Origin of the sequence: Corallococcus praedator (assembly GCF_003612125.1) — a bacterium.
GTDB lineage: Bacteria > Myxococcota > Myxococcia > Myxococcales > Myxococcaceae > Corallococcus > Corallococcus praedator.
In genome coordinates, this window is record NZ_RAWI01000040.1 from 1 (window position 1) to 16,253 (window position 16,253).

The 16,253-nt window shown below is 70.4% G+C and carries 14 protein-coding genes; 6 read left to right on the top strand and 8 right to left on the bottom strand.

The genetic code is table 11. The features are described from left to right. On the top strand, positions 1 to 442 hold a 442-nt coding region (locus D7Y13_RS07855; RefSeq protein ID WP_147452429.1), incomplete at its 5' end, for a response regulator. A gap of 21 nt (positions 443 to 463) precedes the next feature. Here the strand turns inward: D7Y13_RS07855 and msrQ are convergent. The 4 genes from msrQ to D7Y13_RS07875 all read right to left on the bottom strand — a co-directional run bounded on the left by msrQ (position 464) and on the right by D7Y13_RS07875 (position 4,630). Further along, positions 464 to 1,078, bottom strand: coding sequence for a protein-methionine-sulfoxide reductase heme-binding subunit MsrQ (gene msrQ, locus D7Y13_RS07860; protein ID WP_120538174.1), 615 nt, complete (start codon positions 1,076 to 1,078; stop codon positions 464 to 466). 3 nt (positions 1,079 to 1,081) lie between these two features. Continuing rightward, positions 1,082 to 2,071 (bottom strand): protein-methionine-sulfoxide reductase catalytic subunit MsrP, encoded by a 990-nt coding sequence (gene msrP, locus D7Y13_RS07865; protein ID WP_120583725.1) that lies wholly within the window; start codon positions 2,069 to 2,071, stop codon positions 1,082 to 1,084. A 33-nt stretch (positions 2,072 to 2,104) separates the two neighbouring features. Further along, entirely contained in the window at positions 2,105 to 2,821 is a 717-nt protein-coding gene (locus D7Y13_RS07870) for a fatty acid desaturase (protein ID WP_370451674.1), read from the bottom strand. Between the two features lie 81 nt (positions 2,822 to 2,902). After that, positions 2,903 to 4,630: a DUF8614 domain-containing protein gene (locus D7Y13_RS07875; RefSeq protein WP_120583727.1), complete on the bottom strand. Its 1,728-nt coding sequence runs from the start codon at positions 4,628 to 4,630 to the stop codon at positions 2,903 to 2,905. Between the two features lie 131 nt (positions 4,631 to 4,761). Between D7Y13_RS07875 and htpG the strand changes: the two genes are divergently transcribed. Further along, positions 4,762 to 6,747 carry a molecular chaperone HtpG gene (htpG, locus tag D7Y13_RS07880; protein ID WP_120583728.1) on the top strand — a complete coding sequence of 662 codons (1,986 nt, stop codon included), beginning with the start codon at positions 4,762 to 4,764 and terminating at the stop codon, positions 6,745 to 6,747. Positions 6,748 to 6,807: 60 nt separating this feature from the next. On the opposite strand, the gene D7Y13_RS07885 is transcribed toward htpG, so the two are convergent. The 4 genes from D7Y13_RS07885 to D7Y13_RS07900 all read right to left on the bottom strand — a co-directional run bounded on the left by D7Y13_RS07885 (position 6,808) and on the right by D7Y13_RS07900 (position 12,451). Next, the gene (locus D7Y13_RS07885; protein WP_244222330.1) at positions 6,808 to 7,860 is read right to left on the bottom strand and encodes a 2-dehydropantoate 2-reductase; all 1,053 of its coding nucleotides are present in this window, start codon (positions 7,858 to 7,860) and stop codon (positions 6,808 to 6,810) included. A 6-nt stretch (positions 7,861 to 7,866) separates the two neighbouring features. Continuing rightward, positions 7,867 to 8,520, bottom strand: a complete 654-nt coding sequence (locus D7Y13_RS07890) for a CPBP family intramembrane glutamic endopeptidase (RefSeq protein WP_233595556.1) — start codon at positions 8,518 to 8,520, stop codon at positions 7,867 to 7,869. Between the two features lie 98 nt (positions 8,521 to 8,618). Further along, positions 8,619 to 11,087 carry a S8 family peptidase gene (locus D7Y13_RS07895; RefSeq protein ID WP_120536199.1) on the bottom strand — a complete coding sequence of 823 codons (2,469 nt, stop codon included), beginning with the start codon at positions 11,085 to 11,087 and terminating at the stop codon, positions 8,619 to 8,621. Positions 11,088 to 11,203: 116 nt separating this feature from the next. Next, positions 11,204 to 12,451, bottom strand: a complete 1,248-nt coding sequence (locus tag D7Y13_RS07900) for an NAD(P)/FAD-dependent oxidoreductase (protein WP_199732771.1) — start codon at positions 12,449 to 12,451, stop codon at positions 11,204 to 11,206. A gap of 190 nt (positions 12,452 to 12,641) precedes the next feature. On the opposite strand from D7Y13_RS07900, the gene aroF reads away from it, so the two are divergent. The 4 genes from aroF to D7Y13_RS07920 are packed head-to-tail and all read left to right on the top strand — an operon-like array spanning position 12,642 to position 16,150. Then, entirely contained in the window at positions 12,642 to 13,667 is a 1,026-nt protein-coding gene (gene aroF / locus D7Y13_RS07905) for a 3-deoxy-7-phosphoheptulonate synthase (protein WP_120536197.1), read from the top strand. Between the two features lie 4 nt (positions 13,668 to 13,671). Beyond that, the gene (trpD, locus tag D7Y13_RS07910; RefSeq protein WP_120536196.1) at positions 13,672 to 14,688 is read left to right on the top strand and encodes an anthranilate phosphoribosyltransferase; all 1,017 of its coding nucleotides are present in this window, start codon (positions 13,672 to 13,674) and stop codon (positions 14,686 to 14,688) included. Further along, positions 14,685 to 15,503: an indole-3-glycerol phosphate synthase TrpC gene (locus D7Y13_RS07915; RefSeq protein ID WP_120583730.1), complete on the top strand. Its 819-nt coding sequence runs from the start codon at positions 14,685 to 14,687 to the stop codon at positions 15,501 to 15,503. The genes trpD and D7Y13_RS07915 overlap by 4 nt, the downstream gene beginning before the upstream one ends. Continuing rightward, a complete protein-coding gene (locus D7Y13_RS07920; protein WP_120583731.1) occupies positions 15,500 to 16,150 on the top strand; it encodes a phosphoribosylanthranilate isomerase in 651 nt (216 codons plus the stop codon). Before D7Y13_RS07915 ends, D7Y13_RS07920 begins: the two co-directional genes overlap by 4 nt. Positions 16,151 to 16,253 lie beyond the last annotated feature (103 nt).

The window sequence follows — 16,253 nt, forward strand, 5'->3', positions numbered from 1 at the left end:
CTCCCGTCCCACGGGAAGCACGCCCACGGTCCGTCCGGCTTCGGGAGCGGGTCCGCAGCGCGTCCTGCTGGTGGATGACAGCCGCTCCATCCGGACGCTGCTGAAGATCTACCTGATGGCCCGCAGCTTCGAGTTCCTGGAGGCCGAGTCCGCCGAGGAGGGCCTCAAGGTCGCCGAAGCGGAGCCCGTGGACCTCATCCTCACGGACTTCCACATGGACGGGATGAACGGCGCGGACTTCGCCGGGCAGATCCGCGCCAGCGCGAATCCCAAGCTGTCCAAGGTCCCCATCCTGATGATGACCGGCGACCCGAACGTGGCGGAAGTGCGCGCCCTGGGTCAGAAGGCCGGCATCAGCGCCTTCGTGCGCAAGCCCGTGAGCTGCGCGCAGCTGATGACGCTGGTGGACACCATCCTGCCGCTGCCCCGCGCCGCCAAGTAGTCCGGAGGCGCCCCAAGCGCCTCACGCCGTGCGCTGTGCCGCCAGGGCCCGCTTCTTGCGCAGGGCCTCTCCCACCCGCACCGCCAGCAGCAGGGCCAGCACGGCGCCGTAGAGCACCGGCTCCGTCACGTCCTTCTTCACGCGCCATATGAAGTGCACCACGCCCAGCATCGCGGCCACGTAGGCCAGCCGGTGCAGGCGCTGCCACTTCGGAAACCCCAGCCGGCGCACCGACTTGTTCGTGGACGTGAGGGCCAGCGGCACCAGCAGCATGAACGCGGTGAAGCCCACGGTGATGAAGGGCCGCGTCAGCACGTCCTCCACCATGGCGCGCACGTCCAGGCCCTGATCCAACACGGAGTACGTGAGGAAGTGCGCGCCGGCGTACGTGAAGGCCAAGAGCCCCAGCGTGCGGCGGATGCGCGCGGGCCACGTCCAGCCGGTGATGAGGCGCAGCGGCGTGCACGCCAGTGACGCCATCAGCACCGCCAGCGCGAAGAGGCCCGTCTGGTTGAGGGCGAACTCGATGCCATTGGCCCCGAGTTGCCCCTGGGCGCCCTGCACCGCGAGCAGGGCCAGGGGGGACAGTCCCCCGAGTGCGACGGCGGGGTTGAGCCAGGGTTGCTTGGAGGCCATGCGCTAGAAGTCCTGCTTCAGGTCCATGCCGCGGTAGAGGTCGGCCACCTGCTCCGCGTAGCCGTTGAAGGGCAGCGTCGGGCGCCGGCCGGTGTCACCGATGCGCCGCTCGCTGGCCTGGCTCCAGCGCGGGTGGTCCACCGCCGGATTCACGTTGGCGTAGAAGCCGTACTCGCGCCGGTTGGCCAGGCTCCACGTCGTGCGCGGCTGCTCCCGCGTGAGCGAGATGCGGACAATCGACTTGATGCCCTTGAAGCCGTACTTCCACGGCACCACCAGCCGCAGCGGCGCGCCGTTCTGCGCGGGCAGCTGCTTGCCGTACAGGCCCGTGGCCAGCAGCGTCAGCGGGTGCTGGGCCTCGTCCAGGCGCAGGCCCTCCACGTAGGGCCAGTCCAGCACCGGGCTCTTCTGGCCGGGCATCTGCTCCGGGTCCTCCAGCGTGGTGAAGGCCACGTACTTCGCGAAGGACGTGGGCTGCACGCGCTCCAGCAGCTTGCCCAGGGGGATGCCCAGCCACGGAATCACCATGGACCAGGCCTCCACGCAGCGCATCCGGTAGACGCGCTCCTCCAGGGGGAAGCCGGCGATGAGCTGATCCACGTCCACCGTCTGCGGCTTGTGCACCTCGCCGTCGATGACGACGGTCCACGGCCGGGGCTTGAGGGTGTGGGCGCGGCGGGCCGGGTCGTTCTTGTCCAGGCCGAACTCGTAGAAGTTGTTGTAGGTGGTGATGTCCTCGTAGGGCGTGCGCGGCTCGTCGGTGTCGAAGGCCCCCGCGGCGGGCGCCACCGGCTGCGCGACCGTCCCCGCGTCCGGAACGAAGCCGTCCATGGGCCGGGTGCGCTTCAAGCCCAGCAGGTACAGCCCGCCCCCCACCACGGCGGCGGTGCCCGCGAACAGGCCCGCGTTCTTGATGAGCTCGCGGCGGCGCAGGTAGAGCTTCTCGGGCGTCACTTCGGAACCGGGAGGCTCGGGAGGGAGCTTGTCGCGCATGGCCCCTCTATAACGCTCCAGGCCCCCGGTCGGTTACCGCCGGGCGTCCTTCAGCCGCCACAGCCGCCACCAGGGCGTGCCGGGGGACGCGTGGTGCTCCCAGTGGTAGCCGAAGAAGAAGCACGACAGCAGGGCCCACAGGTGGTTGCGCGGCAGGGTGCGCGCGTGGTGGGGCGCCATGTCCGCCGTGTCCGGGCGCCGGTGCGGCCGGTAGGTGCCGAAATAGAAGAGCTGCACGGTGGCCAGCACCGACGGCAGCACCCAGAAGGCCAGGATGCGCGCCTGGGGCACGCCCAGGTACAGGAACGCGTTGAACTTCAGCGCCATCACCGCGATCTGCGGCCACGTCGTGTAGCGCACCATGAAGGTGCCAAACCACGGCCAGAACGCCTGGGTGCGGGTGGCGAAGTCCGGATCGCTGTCCCCCGTGGGGTCCGCGTGGTGCGCGCGGTGGTTCACCACCAGCCGCCGGTAGGACAGGCCCGCGAAGAGGAAACAGGCCACCGTGCCCACCGCCGCGTTCACCCGGTGGTGCAGGGACACGGTGCCGTGCATGGCGTCATGGCCGGTGATGAAGAGGCCGGTGGACAGCCACATCTGGAAGAGGACGTGCAGCCAGGTGAGCGGTGAGTCCCACGGCCGCTCGGGCCCGGCCAAGAGCCACGCCAGGTGCCCCCCCCACGCGCCCAGCACCGTGAGCGCGAGCACGGCGCCCCACGGGTCGGGTGGCACGGGCTGGGAGGAGGACACGGGCGCCATCTGCTTCCCTTACTGGCCATGCCCCGCCCGCCGCGCACGGGAAAACGCGGCGGAACGGGGAATGGGACGCGGCTACTTCGTCCCGGTGGGGGCCGCCGCGGGCGCGCCGAAGTCGCGCACCAGCGAGTCGGCGGTGACGTAGCGCGGCTCGATGTCCACCGGCACGTTCTTCAGCCGCTCCAGCACCTTCTGCACGGAGGGCCGCACCACGCCCTGCTTCGCGAGCAGCGCCTCGGCCTCCGCGCGGTCGCCCTTGGCCTGCAGGGCCATGAGCTGGTTCGTCAGCGACGTGACGGACGCCTGCATCTTGTCGGGCACCACCTCGAACGTGCCGTCCGCGTTCACCTTCACCGCGCCGGTGTCCAGGAAGTGGTTGAGCTGCAGCGCGATGCCCTTGCCGTGCGCCTCGTCGATGCCGAAGCGGATGGAGCGGAACGCGGACGCGAGGAACGTCGTGTACATGGTGCGCTGAAGGGACTTGTCCAGGGTGCCCTTGTCCACCAGCCGCTGGAGCGCCCACAGGCCGGAGATGTCCGCCTTGGCCTCTTCAATGGCGCTGGAGGACGCCTGCAGCGCCTGACGCACCGTCGTCTGCTTCCCGGCCACGGTGACGTTGTGGGGTCCCAGGCCGTGCATCAGCTCATGCATCAGGATGTGCGTGAAGAAGGCATCGAAGGCCACGTCCTTGCGGTCCTTCGCGGGCAGCGCCACCTTCGCGATGGGCAGCAGCACGCGCTGGAACTTGGCCTCCTGCACGTTCTTGAGCATCACGCGCTTGGTGCCCTTCTCCGCCGCCACGCGCTCGTCGTTGGGCAGGTTGAAGGCTGCGGTCTGCACGCCCCGGTTGCCGTCGCCGGAGGAGTACAGGCTGTTGATGACGCGGATGGGGGCCAGCGCGCCAATCTTCGGGTTGCGCAGCGCGGGCTCGATGGGGAGGTTGTTCTCCAGCTCCTGCAGCTCCGCGCTGAACTTCGTGAGCTTCTGCGTCTCCACGTCGTCGCGCACGCCGATGAACGCCTCGAACGCGGCCTTGTAGTTGAACCAGCCGTCCTCGTAGACCTCATAGGGCCCGATGGTGGGCTCCACGCTCGCGTCCAGCTCCATCCACGCGACCTCGCTCGCGTAGTAGTCGTTGGACAGGAACGCCGCCGCGCGCTTCTCCAGGAAGCTCTTCAGCGTGGGCTGCTGGGTGAGCGCCGCCGCCTCGCGCAAGAGCTGCGCGGCCATGGCCAGCTCGCCCTGGTATTCGACGCTGTAGGGCACGCTCACGAACTTGCCGTCCGGGCCCTTGCGCAGCGTGGTGAAGAAGCCCGTGGCCGCGTGCTGCTGCGCCTCCGGCAGGCCCTTCACCCACGCCTCCACCTCCGCCTTGGTGGCGCCCGCGGGGTAGAAGTTCCCCTCCTCCGGCTTCGCCGGCACGCCGGGCAGGAACGGCTTCGCCTCGTCCAGGCGCGACCAGGGGCCCTTGTTGAGCAGGAACGCGTGCAGCCGCTCCTTGCCCAGGGGCGTGGTGTCCTTCACCAGGTCCAGCAGCAGCGCCTCGTTGCCCGCCCAGGCCTGGCGCAGGAAGAGGGGGTCCATCAGCTTCGCGGCCTGGACCACCTTGGCCAGGGCGCGCTTCTCCGCGTCGGGCAGCTTGGAGACGTCCACCTTCAGGTCCACCGGGGCGAAGCGCGCCGTCATGCGCTTCAGCGTCGGGGCGTCGGGCAGGCGGGCGGGCGCTTCCGCGGCGGGGGCGGCGCTCGACAGGAGCATGGCGCCGAGCAGGGGCAGGAGGGTGCGGGACTTGGACTTGGCCATGCCCCCTCCCTACCCCAACCCGGCCGCCCCTCCCAGAGAAGGGTGTGGGTGGATTCCCTCTTCTCGACAAGCCGGCCGGCATGGTTATGGGGAAGGGTATTGGCGCGGTTCGTCAGCGCCCGGAGGCCTTCATGTCCGCAGAGACCCACCCCCAGCGGGAAACCCATTCGTTCCAGGCGGAGATCCAGCAGCTCTTGAGCCTGGTCATCAATTCGCTCTACAGCCACCAGGAGATCTTCCTGCGCGAGCTGGTGTCCAACGCGTCCGACGCGCTGGACAAGCTGCGCTTCCGCTCCATCACGGAGCCGGAGCTGCTCAAGGACGAGCCGGCGCTGGAGCTGCGCATCATCCCGGACGCCGACAAGGGCACCCTCACCATCGAGGACACCGGCATCGGCATGACGCACGACGAGCTGGTGAAGAACCTGGGCACCATCGCGCACTCCGGTTCGCGCGAGTTCCTCCAGGCGCTGGCGCAGAAGGGCCAGAAGGACATGCAGCTCATCGGCCAGTTCGGCGTGGGCTTCTACAGCGCGTACCTGGTCGCGGACCGCGTGGACGTGGTGAGCCGCGCCGCGGGGGAGGGCACCGCGTGGCGCTGGGCGTCGGAGGCGCACGGCACGTTCACCGTGGAGCCCGCGGAGAAGGCCACGCGCGGCACCGCCATCACGCTGCACCTGAAGGCGGACCAGAAGGAGTTCCTGGACGAGTGGAAGCTGCGCCAGCTCATCACCCAGTACTCCGACTACGTCGGCCACCCCATCAAGCTCCAGGTGACCAAGCACGTGGGCAGTGGGGAGACCCAGGCCACGGAGACCGCGCTGGAGGTGGTGAACAAGGCGAGCGCCCTGTGGCAGCGCTCGAAGTCGGAGATCACCGACGAGCAGTACCAGGAGTTCTACAAGCACCTGACGCACGACTACGACCAGCCGCTGGCGTGGACGCACTTCAAGGCGGACGGCACGCAGCAGTTCACCGGCCTGCTCTTCGTGCCCAAGCACCCGCCGTTCGATTTGAACTCGCAGCAGCAGCGCGGGGTGCGGCTGTTCGTCAAGCGCGTGTTCATCATGGACCGCTGCGAGGACCTGGTGCCGCAGTGGCTGCGCTTCGTGCGCGGCGTCATCGACTCGGATGACCTGCCGCTCAACGTGTCGCGTGAGATGTTGCAGGACTCGGCGGTGGTGCGCTCCATCCGCAAGCACGTGGTGAAGAAGTCCCTGGACCTGCTGGAGAAGATGGCCAAGGACAAGCCGGACGACTACCGCACGTTCTGGGAGTCCTTCGGCACGGTGGTGAAGGAAGGCCTGACGCTGGAGACGGAGTACCGCGAGAAGCTGGGCGCGCTGGTGCGCTACGAGTCCTCCCGCGAGGAGGGGCTCACGTCGCTGGCGGACTACGTCGCGCGCATGAAGGAAGGCCAGGAGGCCATCTACTACGTCTACGGCGAGAGCCGGCGGGCGGTGGCGGACAGCCCCCACCTGGAGTCGCTGAAGAAGCGCGGCTACGAGGTGCTCTTCATGACGGACCCGGTGGACGAGTGGGCCGCGCAGGGCCTGCGCGACTTCCAGGGCAAGCCGCTGGTCTCCGCGCTCAACGCGGACCTGAAGCTCCAGTCCACGGAGGAGGAGAAGAAGGAGAAGGAGCAGCACTCCGAAGGGCTCAAGGGCCTCACGGACCGGATGAAGGACGTGCTGCGCGAGGACGTGCGCGAGGTGCGCGTGTCGGACCGCCTCACGGACTCACCGGTGTGCCTGGTGGTGTCCGAGGGCGGCTCGCCGGCCTACCTGGAGCGCCTGCTGAAGGAGCGCGGCAAGGGGATGCCGCGCGTCAAGCGCATCCTGGAGGTCAACCCCAAGCACCCGGTCATCGAGCACCTGCGCGGCCTCATCGCCCGGGACCCGTCCCTGCCGCAGGTGAGCGAGTGGATTGAGCTGCTGCACGACCAGGCGCTGCTCACCGAGGGCAGCCCGCTGAGCGATCCGAACCGCTTCGCGCGGCGGATGACGGCGCTGCTCACGCAGCTGGCCACGTCCGGCGCGGGCAACGGCATCCCGGACGCGTCGCAGGTGCCGCCCCCCGCGGCCACCGCCGCGGCGACGCCGGCGCAGTCGAGCTGAGTTGGGAGCACGCGGTCATCGCCGGGGGACGTCCTCCCGGCGATGGCCGTGCGGCAAGAGTCAGGCCCTCTTCGAGACATCCACCCGCGTCAGCTCCGCGAGCAGGGCCTCGCCAGTCCACGCGCGGCGCGGTCCGGCCTCCGCCTCATGGACGAGTTCCACCAGACGGGAGTTCACCGGCGCGGCCCCCCGGTGCTGGAGGGCCAGCCGGACGACCTCGCCGTTGAGGTAGTCCACCTCCGTCTTGCGGCCCGCGCGCAGATCGTCCTGCATCGACGAGCGCGCCTTCGGATCAATGGCCAGCATCTTCTTCGCGAGCACGGCGAACACCGCATCCGGCATCCCCAGCAGGCGCGGAATCCAGTGCGGCGGCAGGGGCGTGAGCTTCGCAGGCTTCACCTGGGCCACGTCCAGCACCGCCAGGGCCTCGCGCTGCGCGAGCGCCACGCAGCGCCGCCACGCGCGCTGGGACAGCTCCTCCTTCAGCGGCAGGTCGGCCAGGGCGTTGATGGCGTTGTTGAGGTTGAGCAGGAGCTTCGCCCACTGCACCGCGCCGATGTCCACATGCTGCTTCAGCGGCAGCCCCGCACCGTCGAAGGCCGCCAGATAGGGCGCGAGCAGCGCGTGCTGCTCCACCTCCAGCGTGCCCTCGGAGCCCGCGTGGAAGGCGCCCTGCCCTTGCGCCGCGACGTTGAAGGGCACCATGCCGGTGAGCACCGTGTGGCCGGGCAGCAGGTCGCGCAGCACCTGTGCGTTGTGCAGACCGTTCTGGAAGCTGATGACGCTGGCCCCGGCCTTGAGCCGTGACGCGAGCGTGCGCCCCGCCTCCTCCGTCGCCGCGGACTTCACCGTGACGAGCACCAGGTCCGCCGTGGCCAGCGCCTCCTGCCCTGTGTCGATGCGCACCTGCGACGCGGGCACCTTCAGGTCGGCGCCACGCCAGTCCGTCAGGTGCAGGCCGTGGGAGCGGACCTCCGCCACCACGCGCTCACGACCGATGAAGCGCACCGGGGCGCCCTTCGCGGCGAGCCGACCACCGACGTAGCAGCCGATGCTGCCCGCGCCGAAGACGCAGATTTCAGGGGACGAGGCCATGGACACGAAGTCTGTCACGCGAACTCACGTCGCGGGCAACAGCACGACGATGAGCACGTCCCACAGTGCATGGCTCAACCATGAGGCCATGGGCGTGCGGCGCCACTCGGCCAGGGCGCCCCAGGCGAGCGATGTGGGCAGCGCGGCCAGCGCCAGCAGCGGCTCCCCGAAGACGAGCAGCGCGAGGCTGGACAGCACCGCCGACCCGGCCACCGCGCCCCACCGCCCCAGGCGAGGACGCAGCGTCCCCTGCACCAGCCCCCGCCAGAACAACTCCTCCGCGGGCACCAGCAGCAACACCAGGGCCAGCGCCGTGCTCCAGGAGCCCGTGCCGAACGTGGCGTAGACCGCGTGCAGGGGCTCGCAGAGCGCGTCGGTGAAGCCGCCACAGAAGGCCCACAGGAACACGCGCGCGCCGACGTACAGCACCACCGCCTGGGCCACGCTCCACGCGGCATCTGGAAGCGACAGGCCCGGGAGCGGCCTTCGCCAGAGGCCCATCGCCCGCCACGTCACCGCGAGCCAGACGGCGCAGAACCCGGAGGCGACGGCGAAGAAGAACGGCGGGTGCGCGTGCACCAGCGCCGTCCAGGCCAGCACCCCCACCGTGGCCGCGGCCCGCCAGAGAGGCAGGGCCGCATCACCGGTCGGAGCAGGAACAGCGGGAGGAACCGTCATCGCCCCGGCAGCGTACCCCGGAGCGGCGCAACCTCCCCGGGTCTCGGGAGGGAGGGCCCGCTCACGCGCGCACCGCCTCCCCGAGTCCGGACTTCACATCACATCGGGAGACACGCACCACTGCCCGAACCGTCGTCGGCGCACCGGTAGCCGGTGCGGCACGTGCCCTGCCCCCCTCCGGACGTCGGCGTGCAGTTGACGAAGCAGTAGGCGCGGGTCTTGTCGCCGGTGATGTAGCAGGCGGTTCCCGACGGGCAGCTCGACGTCAGACACCCCTGGGAGCAGTAGCCGCCCGGGAAGCCCACGCCCGTGAGGCACTCGCCTTCCGCGCCGCACGCGCTGCTGCTGGTGCAGGCATCGCCCACCTCCGAGGTGGGCTCGTCGTCCTCGTCCGACTGGTAGGGCACCAGGGTGAAGCTGATGCCCGTGGTCTTCGTCCCCTTGGTGACCTCCACGGTCTCCACCTGGGTGGTGTCGCGCCAGAAGCCCACGCGGTCGCCGTCGTCGAAGTATTCGCCCTCGCCGGTGTCGTCGATGGACGCCAGCACCAGGTACTCGTGCGGGGTGAGCTTCGTGGTGTAGCTGTAGCCACCCGACCCGGACACCGTGCCGATGCCGTCGTCGTCGATCTGCACCTCACCCGCCGCATCCAGATAGGCGAAGGCGATGACGGCGTCCTTGCCGCTGGTGGCGCCCACGCGGAACTTCACCAGCACCTGTGCGGTGCCCGCGCCCGAAGCGCCGGTGAGGTCGAGCTGCGCCACGTAGCTGCCCGCCGCCAGCGAGCCCGGATTGACGCTCACGTTCAGCGTCGCGGACTTGTAGGCGGCGATGCTCAGCGAGGTGCTGGAGACGGACACCGCGGAGGCATTGGCTCCGGAGACGGCGACGCTCACCTGGAGCGTGCCACCACCGTTGTTGCGCACGGACAGGACCTGCGACTCCGCCCCGGTGAGCGAGAGCTGGGTGGTGCTGATGGCGAGCTTCGGAGGCAGGGAGGTGTCGCCACCGCCCTTCGCGCGCAGCACGGCCGCGTACGCATCCACGAGCCCCGCGCCACAGCCCTCGGAGCACTGGCTCGTCGCGTCCGCCGTGTCCTTCAAGATGGCCTCCACCTCCTGGGACGTGAGGGTGGGGTCCTGCGCCAGCATCAGCGCGACGATGCCCGCGACATGCGGGGTGGCCATGCTGGTGCCCTGATACCAGTCGTACGAAGCCTTCCCGGTGCTGTCGGGCAGGGTGGACAGCACGCCGTCCGGGAAGCCGTCGCCGTTGCGGTCCTCGCTCGTCTGGCCGCCAGCGGCCATGATGTCCACCTGCGGGCCGTAGTTGGAGTAGCTGGCGCGCTTGCCGTTGAAGCGCACCGCGCCCACGCAGATGACGTTCTGCAGGTTGCACGGGAAGCTGTTGGCGGTGGTCGTGTTCTCGTTGCCGGCGGCGACCACGAAGATGGATCCGCGGTTCACCGCGGAGTTCACGGTGTCCTGGAGCGCCTGCGACGGAGACCCGTTGCCGCCCAGGCTCATGTTGATGACCCGCGCCCGGTTGGCGTTGGGCGTCACGCCGGGGACGTTGCCACCGCTCGCCCAGTTCATGCCCGCGACGATGTCCGCCAGCGAGCCGCCCTGCGTGCCCAGCACGCGCACCGGGACGAGGTTCTGGCCCGACCAGGTGACACCCGCCGCGCCCATGCCGTTGTTGGACGACGCGCCGATGGTCCCCGCCACGTGCGTGCCGTGGTACGACGAGCCCCCGTTGGGCAGGTCCTTGCCCTCGTCCTTCGGGTTGGAGTCCACGCCGTTGCCGTCACCCGCGTTGGGGACCTCGGAGATGAGGTCGATGCCCGGGAGCAGACGCGCTCTCAGGTCCGGGTGGTCGGTGCTGCCGGTGTCCAGCACCGCGACGACGATGGACGCACTGCCCGTGCCCAGGTCCCACGCCGCCGGCAGGTTCATCTTCGCGTAGTGCCACTGGCGCGAATAGAGCGGGTCGTTGGGAACGGCGAGGGCCCGCACCCGCACGTTGCTCTCCGCGTACTTCACGCCCGGCACGGCCTGGACCTTCTGGAGCACGCGCACGTGCTCGGCCTCGGTGAGGGCGCGCACGTTGGAGACGCCGCTGGCCATCGCCTGCGGCTGGCGGACCTCGAAGCGCAGCAGGTGCAGGGTGTCGCTCAGGTAGGCCTGATGCTCGACGTGGTAGCCCTCCACGCGCGCCTGGGCCACGGCTTCCTCGGCGGACAGGCCGGGCGTGTCGAAGCGCACGATGAGCTGTCCGGGCAGCAGGGACGACTCCCGGGTCAGCGGCTTGGACGGGATGCCCGTGCGCCACACGCCCTTCGCGGCGAGCGCGCGGGAGACCATCGCGGGGAGGTTCTTCGCGTTGGGCAGGGAGAAGAACGCATCCAGCGACGACGGGCTGCTCACCGAGGAGGAGCCCGCCTGGAACGGTTGCAAGGTGCCTTCGACGGTTCCCTTCGTCGTAAGGATGTCGTCATCATCGTCGTCATCGGTGCCATTGCAGGCCACGAGACCGAGCATCCCCAGCAGGGCAAGACGGCGGAACATGAATGGGTCCTTGGACTAGGAGTGTGTCTGTCCGACCCTAGGTCCGCTGCGGGCAGTGCGTCCAGCCGCCATTCGCCTGCCCGGCCGGTCACTCCGGCGGGGCCTTGATGAAGCGCCTACCGCCCCAGGTCCAGCAACACCGCCTCCGCCGCGCGGCGCCCCGACGTGAGCGCTCCGTCGATGGAGGCGTTCTCGCGGTGGTCCCCGCACACGTAGAGTCCCGCGGCCAGCCGCACGGGCCGGTGTGGCTCCACCAGCGCGGACGGGGTCTGCACGGGCAGCGCGTCCGGAATCACATACGTGCGCAGGTGCCGCCACGCGGACACCGCCGCGCCGAACCATTCCGTCAGTTGCGCGCGCACGCGGGCCTCCAGCCCGTCCGCGTCGCCCCCGTCGTCCACCACCGACACGGACACCAGGGCCTGTCCCTTGGGCGCGTACGCGGGGGACACCTCGCTCATCACCGCCACGTTGTTCACCGGTCCCGTGCCCTCGCCGTTGAGCAGGAGCCACGGACCTTCCACCGGCGGCTCCGGCGCGGCGAAGTAGAGGCACGTCACCCGGTTCATCCTCGGCGCCGGCATGCCCAGCAGCAGCGACGCCGCCGTGCCGGGGTCGGTCGCCACCACCACCGCGTCCGCGTGCACCATCTCGCCGTCCTCCAGGCGCACGCGGTGGCCCCAGGCCTCGGCCACGCGCACCTTCATCCGCAGCGCCCCCGACGGCAGCTTCCCCGCGAGCTGCTCCGGGATGGCCCCCATGCCCCGCTCCGGCACCACCGTGTGCCCCCGCGAGAACATCCGGAACACGAACTCCAGCATCCGGCTGGACGTCGACAGCTCGCGCTCCAGGAAGATGCCGCCGAAGAACGGGCGCAGGAACGCGTCGATCATCTCCTCGGAGAAGCCCAGGTCGCGCAGGAAGCGCAGCGAGTCCTGCTGCGGCCGCTGCCACAGGTCCCCCAGCTCCCCCGACGTCGCGTGCTGTCGCAATTCCAGCACGCGCAGCTTGTCCAACAGTCCCCCCACGGGCTCGAACAGGTGCGACACCGCTTCCAACGGGTGCCGCAGGGGGTCCGCCAGCGTGTGCAATCGCCCACCCCGCCACACCTTCGCGCCCGGGATGAAACGGCGGGGTGACAAGGCCTTCACGTCGAGCACGCGCTGACCTTCCGGGTAGGCCGTGAGGTACACCTGGAAGCCCCGGTCCAGCAGGAAGCCCTCGTGCGCGTCGGTGCGCACCCGACCGCCCGGCGCATCCCCGGCTTCGAGCACCTGGATGCCCACCCGTGCCTCGCGCAGGGCCTTCGCGCAGGCGAGCCCCGCGAGTCCCGCGCCCACGACGATGACCCCAGGCTTCGTCACGGTCTTCCTCCAGTCCAGCGAGCGTGCGGACCCTGGCTTGTAAACGCCAGGACGTGCAAGCAAGACTCCGGGCCGGTTGCGGGCATCCGACAGTTATTGCAAACGTTCCCCCCGTGCCCGATTCCCCAAGCACACCCCACACCGGCATCGGCCGGTGTGCCCTCCGGAGAAGAAAGAGCAGGAGCACCCCATGTTGATCGTGATGCGCCCAGACGCGACGGAACAGGACATCGAGCGAGTGAACGATGAGATCCGCCGCCGTGGCTGGCATCCGCACGCGATCGCAGGTGGCTCCCGCACGGCCATCGGCATCACCGGCAACCCTGGCGCCGTGGAGCCGGAGCCCTTCCGGGTGCTGCCCGGCGTCGCGGACGCGGTCGCCATCTCCCAGCCGTTCAAGCTGGTCAGCCGCGAGGTGAAGCCCGACGACAGCATCGTGCGCGTGGGTGACCTGAACATCGGCGGCGCCGCCATCCACGTCATCGCGGGCCCCTGCTCCGTGGAGTCGCGCGAGCAGATCGTCTCCACCGCGCACGCGGTCAAGAAGGCGGGCGCCACCATGCTGCGCGGCGGGGCGTTCAAGCCCCGCACCAGCCCCTATGAGTTCCAGGGCCTCAAGGGTGACGGCCTCGCGCTGCTCGCGGAGGCGCGCAAGGAGACGGGCCTGCTGGTGACCACGGAGGTGAAGGACACCGCCACCCTGGCCGCCGTCGCGGAGCACACCGACATCCTCCAGGTGGGCGCGCGCAACATGCAGAACTTCAGCCTGCTGGAAGCGGTGGGCGAAACGCGCAAGCCGGTGCTGCTCAAGCGCGGCATCAGCGCCACCATCAAGGAACTGCTGATGGCGGCCGAGTACATCGTCGCGCGCGGCAACACCCAGGTCATCCTCTGCGAGCGCGGCATCCGCACGTTCGAGAACATGACGCGCAACACGTTGGACCTGAACGCCATCCCCATGCTGAAGGCGCTGACGCACCTGCCGGTGTTCGTGGACCCCTCCCACGGCATCGGCGTGCGCAAGGCGGTGCCGGCGATGATGCGGGCGGCCATCGCCGCGGGCGCCGACGGCATCATCGTGGAGGTGCACCCGGATCCGCCGCGCGCCAAATCGGACGGCTTCCAGTCGCTGGACTTCTCCGAGTTCGAGAAGGCCATGGGCGAGGTGCGCGCCATCGCCCAGGCGATGGGACGCGAAGTGGTCCGGTTGGGATAGCGCGATGACACTCAAGGAAGCGCTGGGCAGGGTGGTGGGCCGGCGCGACCTCTCCCGCGAGGAGATGGCCTCGGTGATGGGCCAGATGCTCGCGGGCGAGGCCTCCGCCGCGCAGGTGGGGGCGCTGGCCGCCGCATTGCGGATGAAGGGTGAGACCGAGGACGAAATCCTCGGGGCCGCGGAGGCCATGCGGGCCTGCGCGGCGCGCATCTCGCCCGTGGCGGAGGTGGTGCTCGACACCTGCGGCACGGGCGGTGATGGGGCGCACACCTTCAACATCTCCACCGCGGTGGCCTTCGTGGCCGCCGGGGCGGGGGTGACGGTGGCCAAGCACGGCAACCGCGCGGTCTCCAGCCGCTGCGGCAGCGCGGACGTGCTCGCGGCGCTGGGTGTGTCCATGGAGCGGGCGCACGCGCAGGTGACGCGCGACATCGATGAACACGGGGTGGGCTTCCTCTTCGCGCCCTCGCACCACAGTGCCCTGAAGCACGTGGCGCAGGCGCGAAGGGACCTGGGCTTCCACAGCGTGTTCAACCTGCTGGGGCCGCTGACGAACCCGGCGGGAGCGCGCTACCAGTTGCTGGGCACGTTCGACCGGCAGCGCGTGGAGCAGACCGCGCGGGTGCTGGGGCGACTGGGAAGCCGCCGCGCCTGGGTGGTGCATGGCCACGACGGGCTGGATGAAATCTCCCCCTGCGCGCCCACGGAGGTCGCGGAGCTGCGCGCGGATGGCACCGTGCACCGCTTCACCGTGACGCCGGAGGACGCGGGCCTGGCCACCATCTCGCGGGACGCCATCGCGGGAGGTGACGCGGAGGAGAACGCGGGCAAGCTCCGAGCCCTGCTCGCGGGCGAGAAGAACGGCATCCGCACGGCGGTGCTGCTCAACGCGGCCGCCGCGCTGCTGGTCGTCGGGTTGGTGGACACGCTGAAGGCCGGCGTGAAGAAGGCGGAGCACGCCATCGACTCCGGGGCCGCCGAACGCAAGCTGGTCGCGCTCATCGAAAAGGTGGCCGCATGACGACCGCATCTTCCGCCGCGAAGCCCTCCGAAGCCCCTGGCACGCTGGACGTCATCATGGCGCGCAAGCGCCGGGAGCTGGGCACCCGCCCTGCCCCGACGCACGGCGCGCAGCCCCCGACGCGGGACTTCGCGCAGGCGCTGGTGCGGCGCGTGCCCGGACATCCGGTCAACGTCATCGCGGAGGTGAAGCGCAAGAGCCCGTCGGGCGGCGCCTTCCCGCATGCGGACGTGGTCGCGGTGGCGCGTGCCTATGAAGCCGCGGGCGCCTGCGCCATCAGCGTGCTCACGGACGGGCCGGACTTCGGTGGCGACCTGGAGGACCTGGTCGCGGTCCGGGCCGCCCTCGCCATCCCGGTGCTGCGCAAGGACTTCCTCGTCGCCGCGAGCGAGGTGGAGGAGAGCGCGGCCTGGGGCGCGGACGCGGTGCTGCTCATCGCGGATGCGCTGGAGGACGGCGTGCTGCGCGAGATGGTGGCCGCCGCGAAGCAATTCCGCGTGGCCGCCCTCGTGGAGGCCCACACGGCGGAGCATGCCGAGCGCGCGCTCGCCGCGGGGGCGCGCATCGTGGGCCTCAACAACCGCAACCTCGCCACGCTGAAGACGGACACGGGCACGGCGCTCCGGGTGATGCCCGCGCTGCGCTCCCGGTCCACGGCGCTGGTCGCGGAGAGCGGCCTCAAGACCCTCGCGGACCTCACCGCCGCGCGCGATGCGGGCGCCGACGCCGTGCTGGTGGGCGAATCGCTCCTGCGCGACGACGACCCCGGCCGGGCCCTGCGCAGGTTGCTCGGCCTGGAAGGTGGAGGCGCATGAACGTCACCGTGAAGGTCTGTGGCGTGACGCGCCTGGAGGACGCGCGAGGCGTGTGGTCAGCCGGCGCGGACGCGATGGGGCTCAACTTCCATCCAGGCTCCCCGCGCTTCGTGGACATGGCCACGGCGGCGGCGCTCTCCCGCACGCGGCCTCCGTTGGGCGCGGTGGTGGGCGTGTTCGTCAACGCGAAGCCGGACGACATCCGGCTGCGCGTGCGCGAGTGCGGCCTCACGGCGGTGCAGCTCCACGGCGACGAGCCGCCCGAGGCCTGCGCCGGCTACGGCGTGCCCGTCATCAAGGCGTTGCGGGTGCGCGGGCCCGAAGACGTGGCGCGCGCCCGGGCCTACGTGGGCGTGGGTGATGTCGCGGGGCTGCTGCTGGACGGCGCGGCCCCGGGCTATGGCGGCGGCGGCGTCACCTTCGACTGGTCACTGGTGGCACGACTGGCGGACTGCGGCGCGCCGGTGCTGGTGGCGGGCGGCCTCAAGCCGTCCAACGTGGTCGAGGCCGTGAAGGCCACCCGGCCCTACGGTGTGGATGTGGCCAGTGGGGTGGAGTCGGCCCCTGGCATCAAGGACCTGGACGCGGTGCGCGCCTTCGTGCGCGCGGTCAGGTCTCTCAACCTCTGGGTCGAGGGCGCACCGTAACCCCCCTCATCTCCCCTTCCGGGTGAGCAAACCCGTCGGCATCACGCTGTATCGTCGGACTCCATGAGAGCTCCGAGCGCCGTCTCCTGGTGACACCACCTTG

Bases quoted from the DNA above. Each gene is read 5' to 3' on its own strand.
- D7Y13_RS07920 (WP_120583731.1), top strand. From the start codon at position 15,500: ATGAACGTCACCGTGAAGGTCTGTGGCGTGACGCGCCTGGAGGACGCG.
- D7Y13_RS07890 (WP_233595556.1), bottom strand. From the start codon at position 8,520: ATGACGGTTCCTCCCGCTGTTCCTGCTCCGACCGGTGATGCGGCCCTG.
- msrQ (WP_120538174.1), bottom strand. From the start codon at position 1,078: ATGGCCTCCAAGCAACCCTGGCTCAACCCCGCCGTCGCACTCGGGGGA.
- trpD (WP_120536196.1), top strand. From the start codon at position 13,672: ATGACACTCAAGGAAGCGCTGGGCAGGGTGGTGGGCCGGCGCGACCTC.
- D7Y13_RS07875 (WP_120583727.1), bottom strand. From the start codon at position 4,630: ATGGCCAAGTCCAAGTCCCGCACCCTCCTGCCCCTGCTCGGCGCCATG.
- D7Y13_RS07895 (WP_120536199.1), bottom strand. From the start codon at position 11,087: ATGTTCCGCCGTCTTGCCCTGCTGGGGATGCTCGGTCTCGTGGCCTGC.
- msrP (WP_120583725.1), bottom strand. From the start codon at position 2,071: ATGCGCGACAAGCTCCCTCCCGAGCCTCCCGGTTCCGAAGTGACGCCC.
- D7Y13_RS07915 (WP_120583730.1), top strand. From the start codon at position 14,685: ATGACGACCGCATCTTCCGCCGCGAAGCCCTCCGAAGCCCCTGGCACG.
- aroF (WP_120536197.1), top strand. From the start codon at position 12,642: ATGTTGATCGTGATGCGCCCAGACGCGACGGAACAGGACATCGAGCGA.
- htpG (WP_120583728.1), top strand. From the start codon at position 4,762: ATGTCCGCAGAGACCCACCCCCAGCGGGAAACCCATTCGTTCCAGGCG.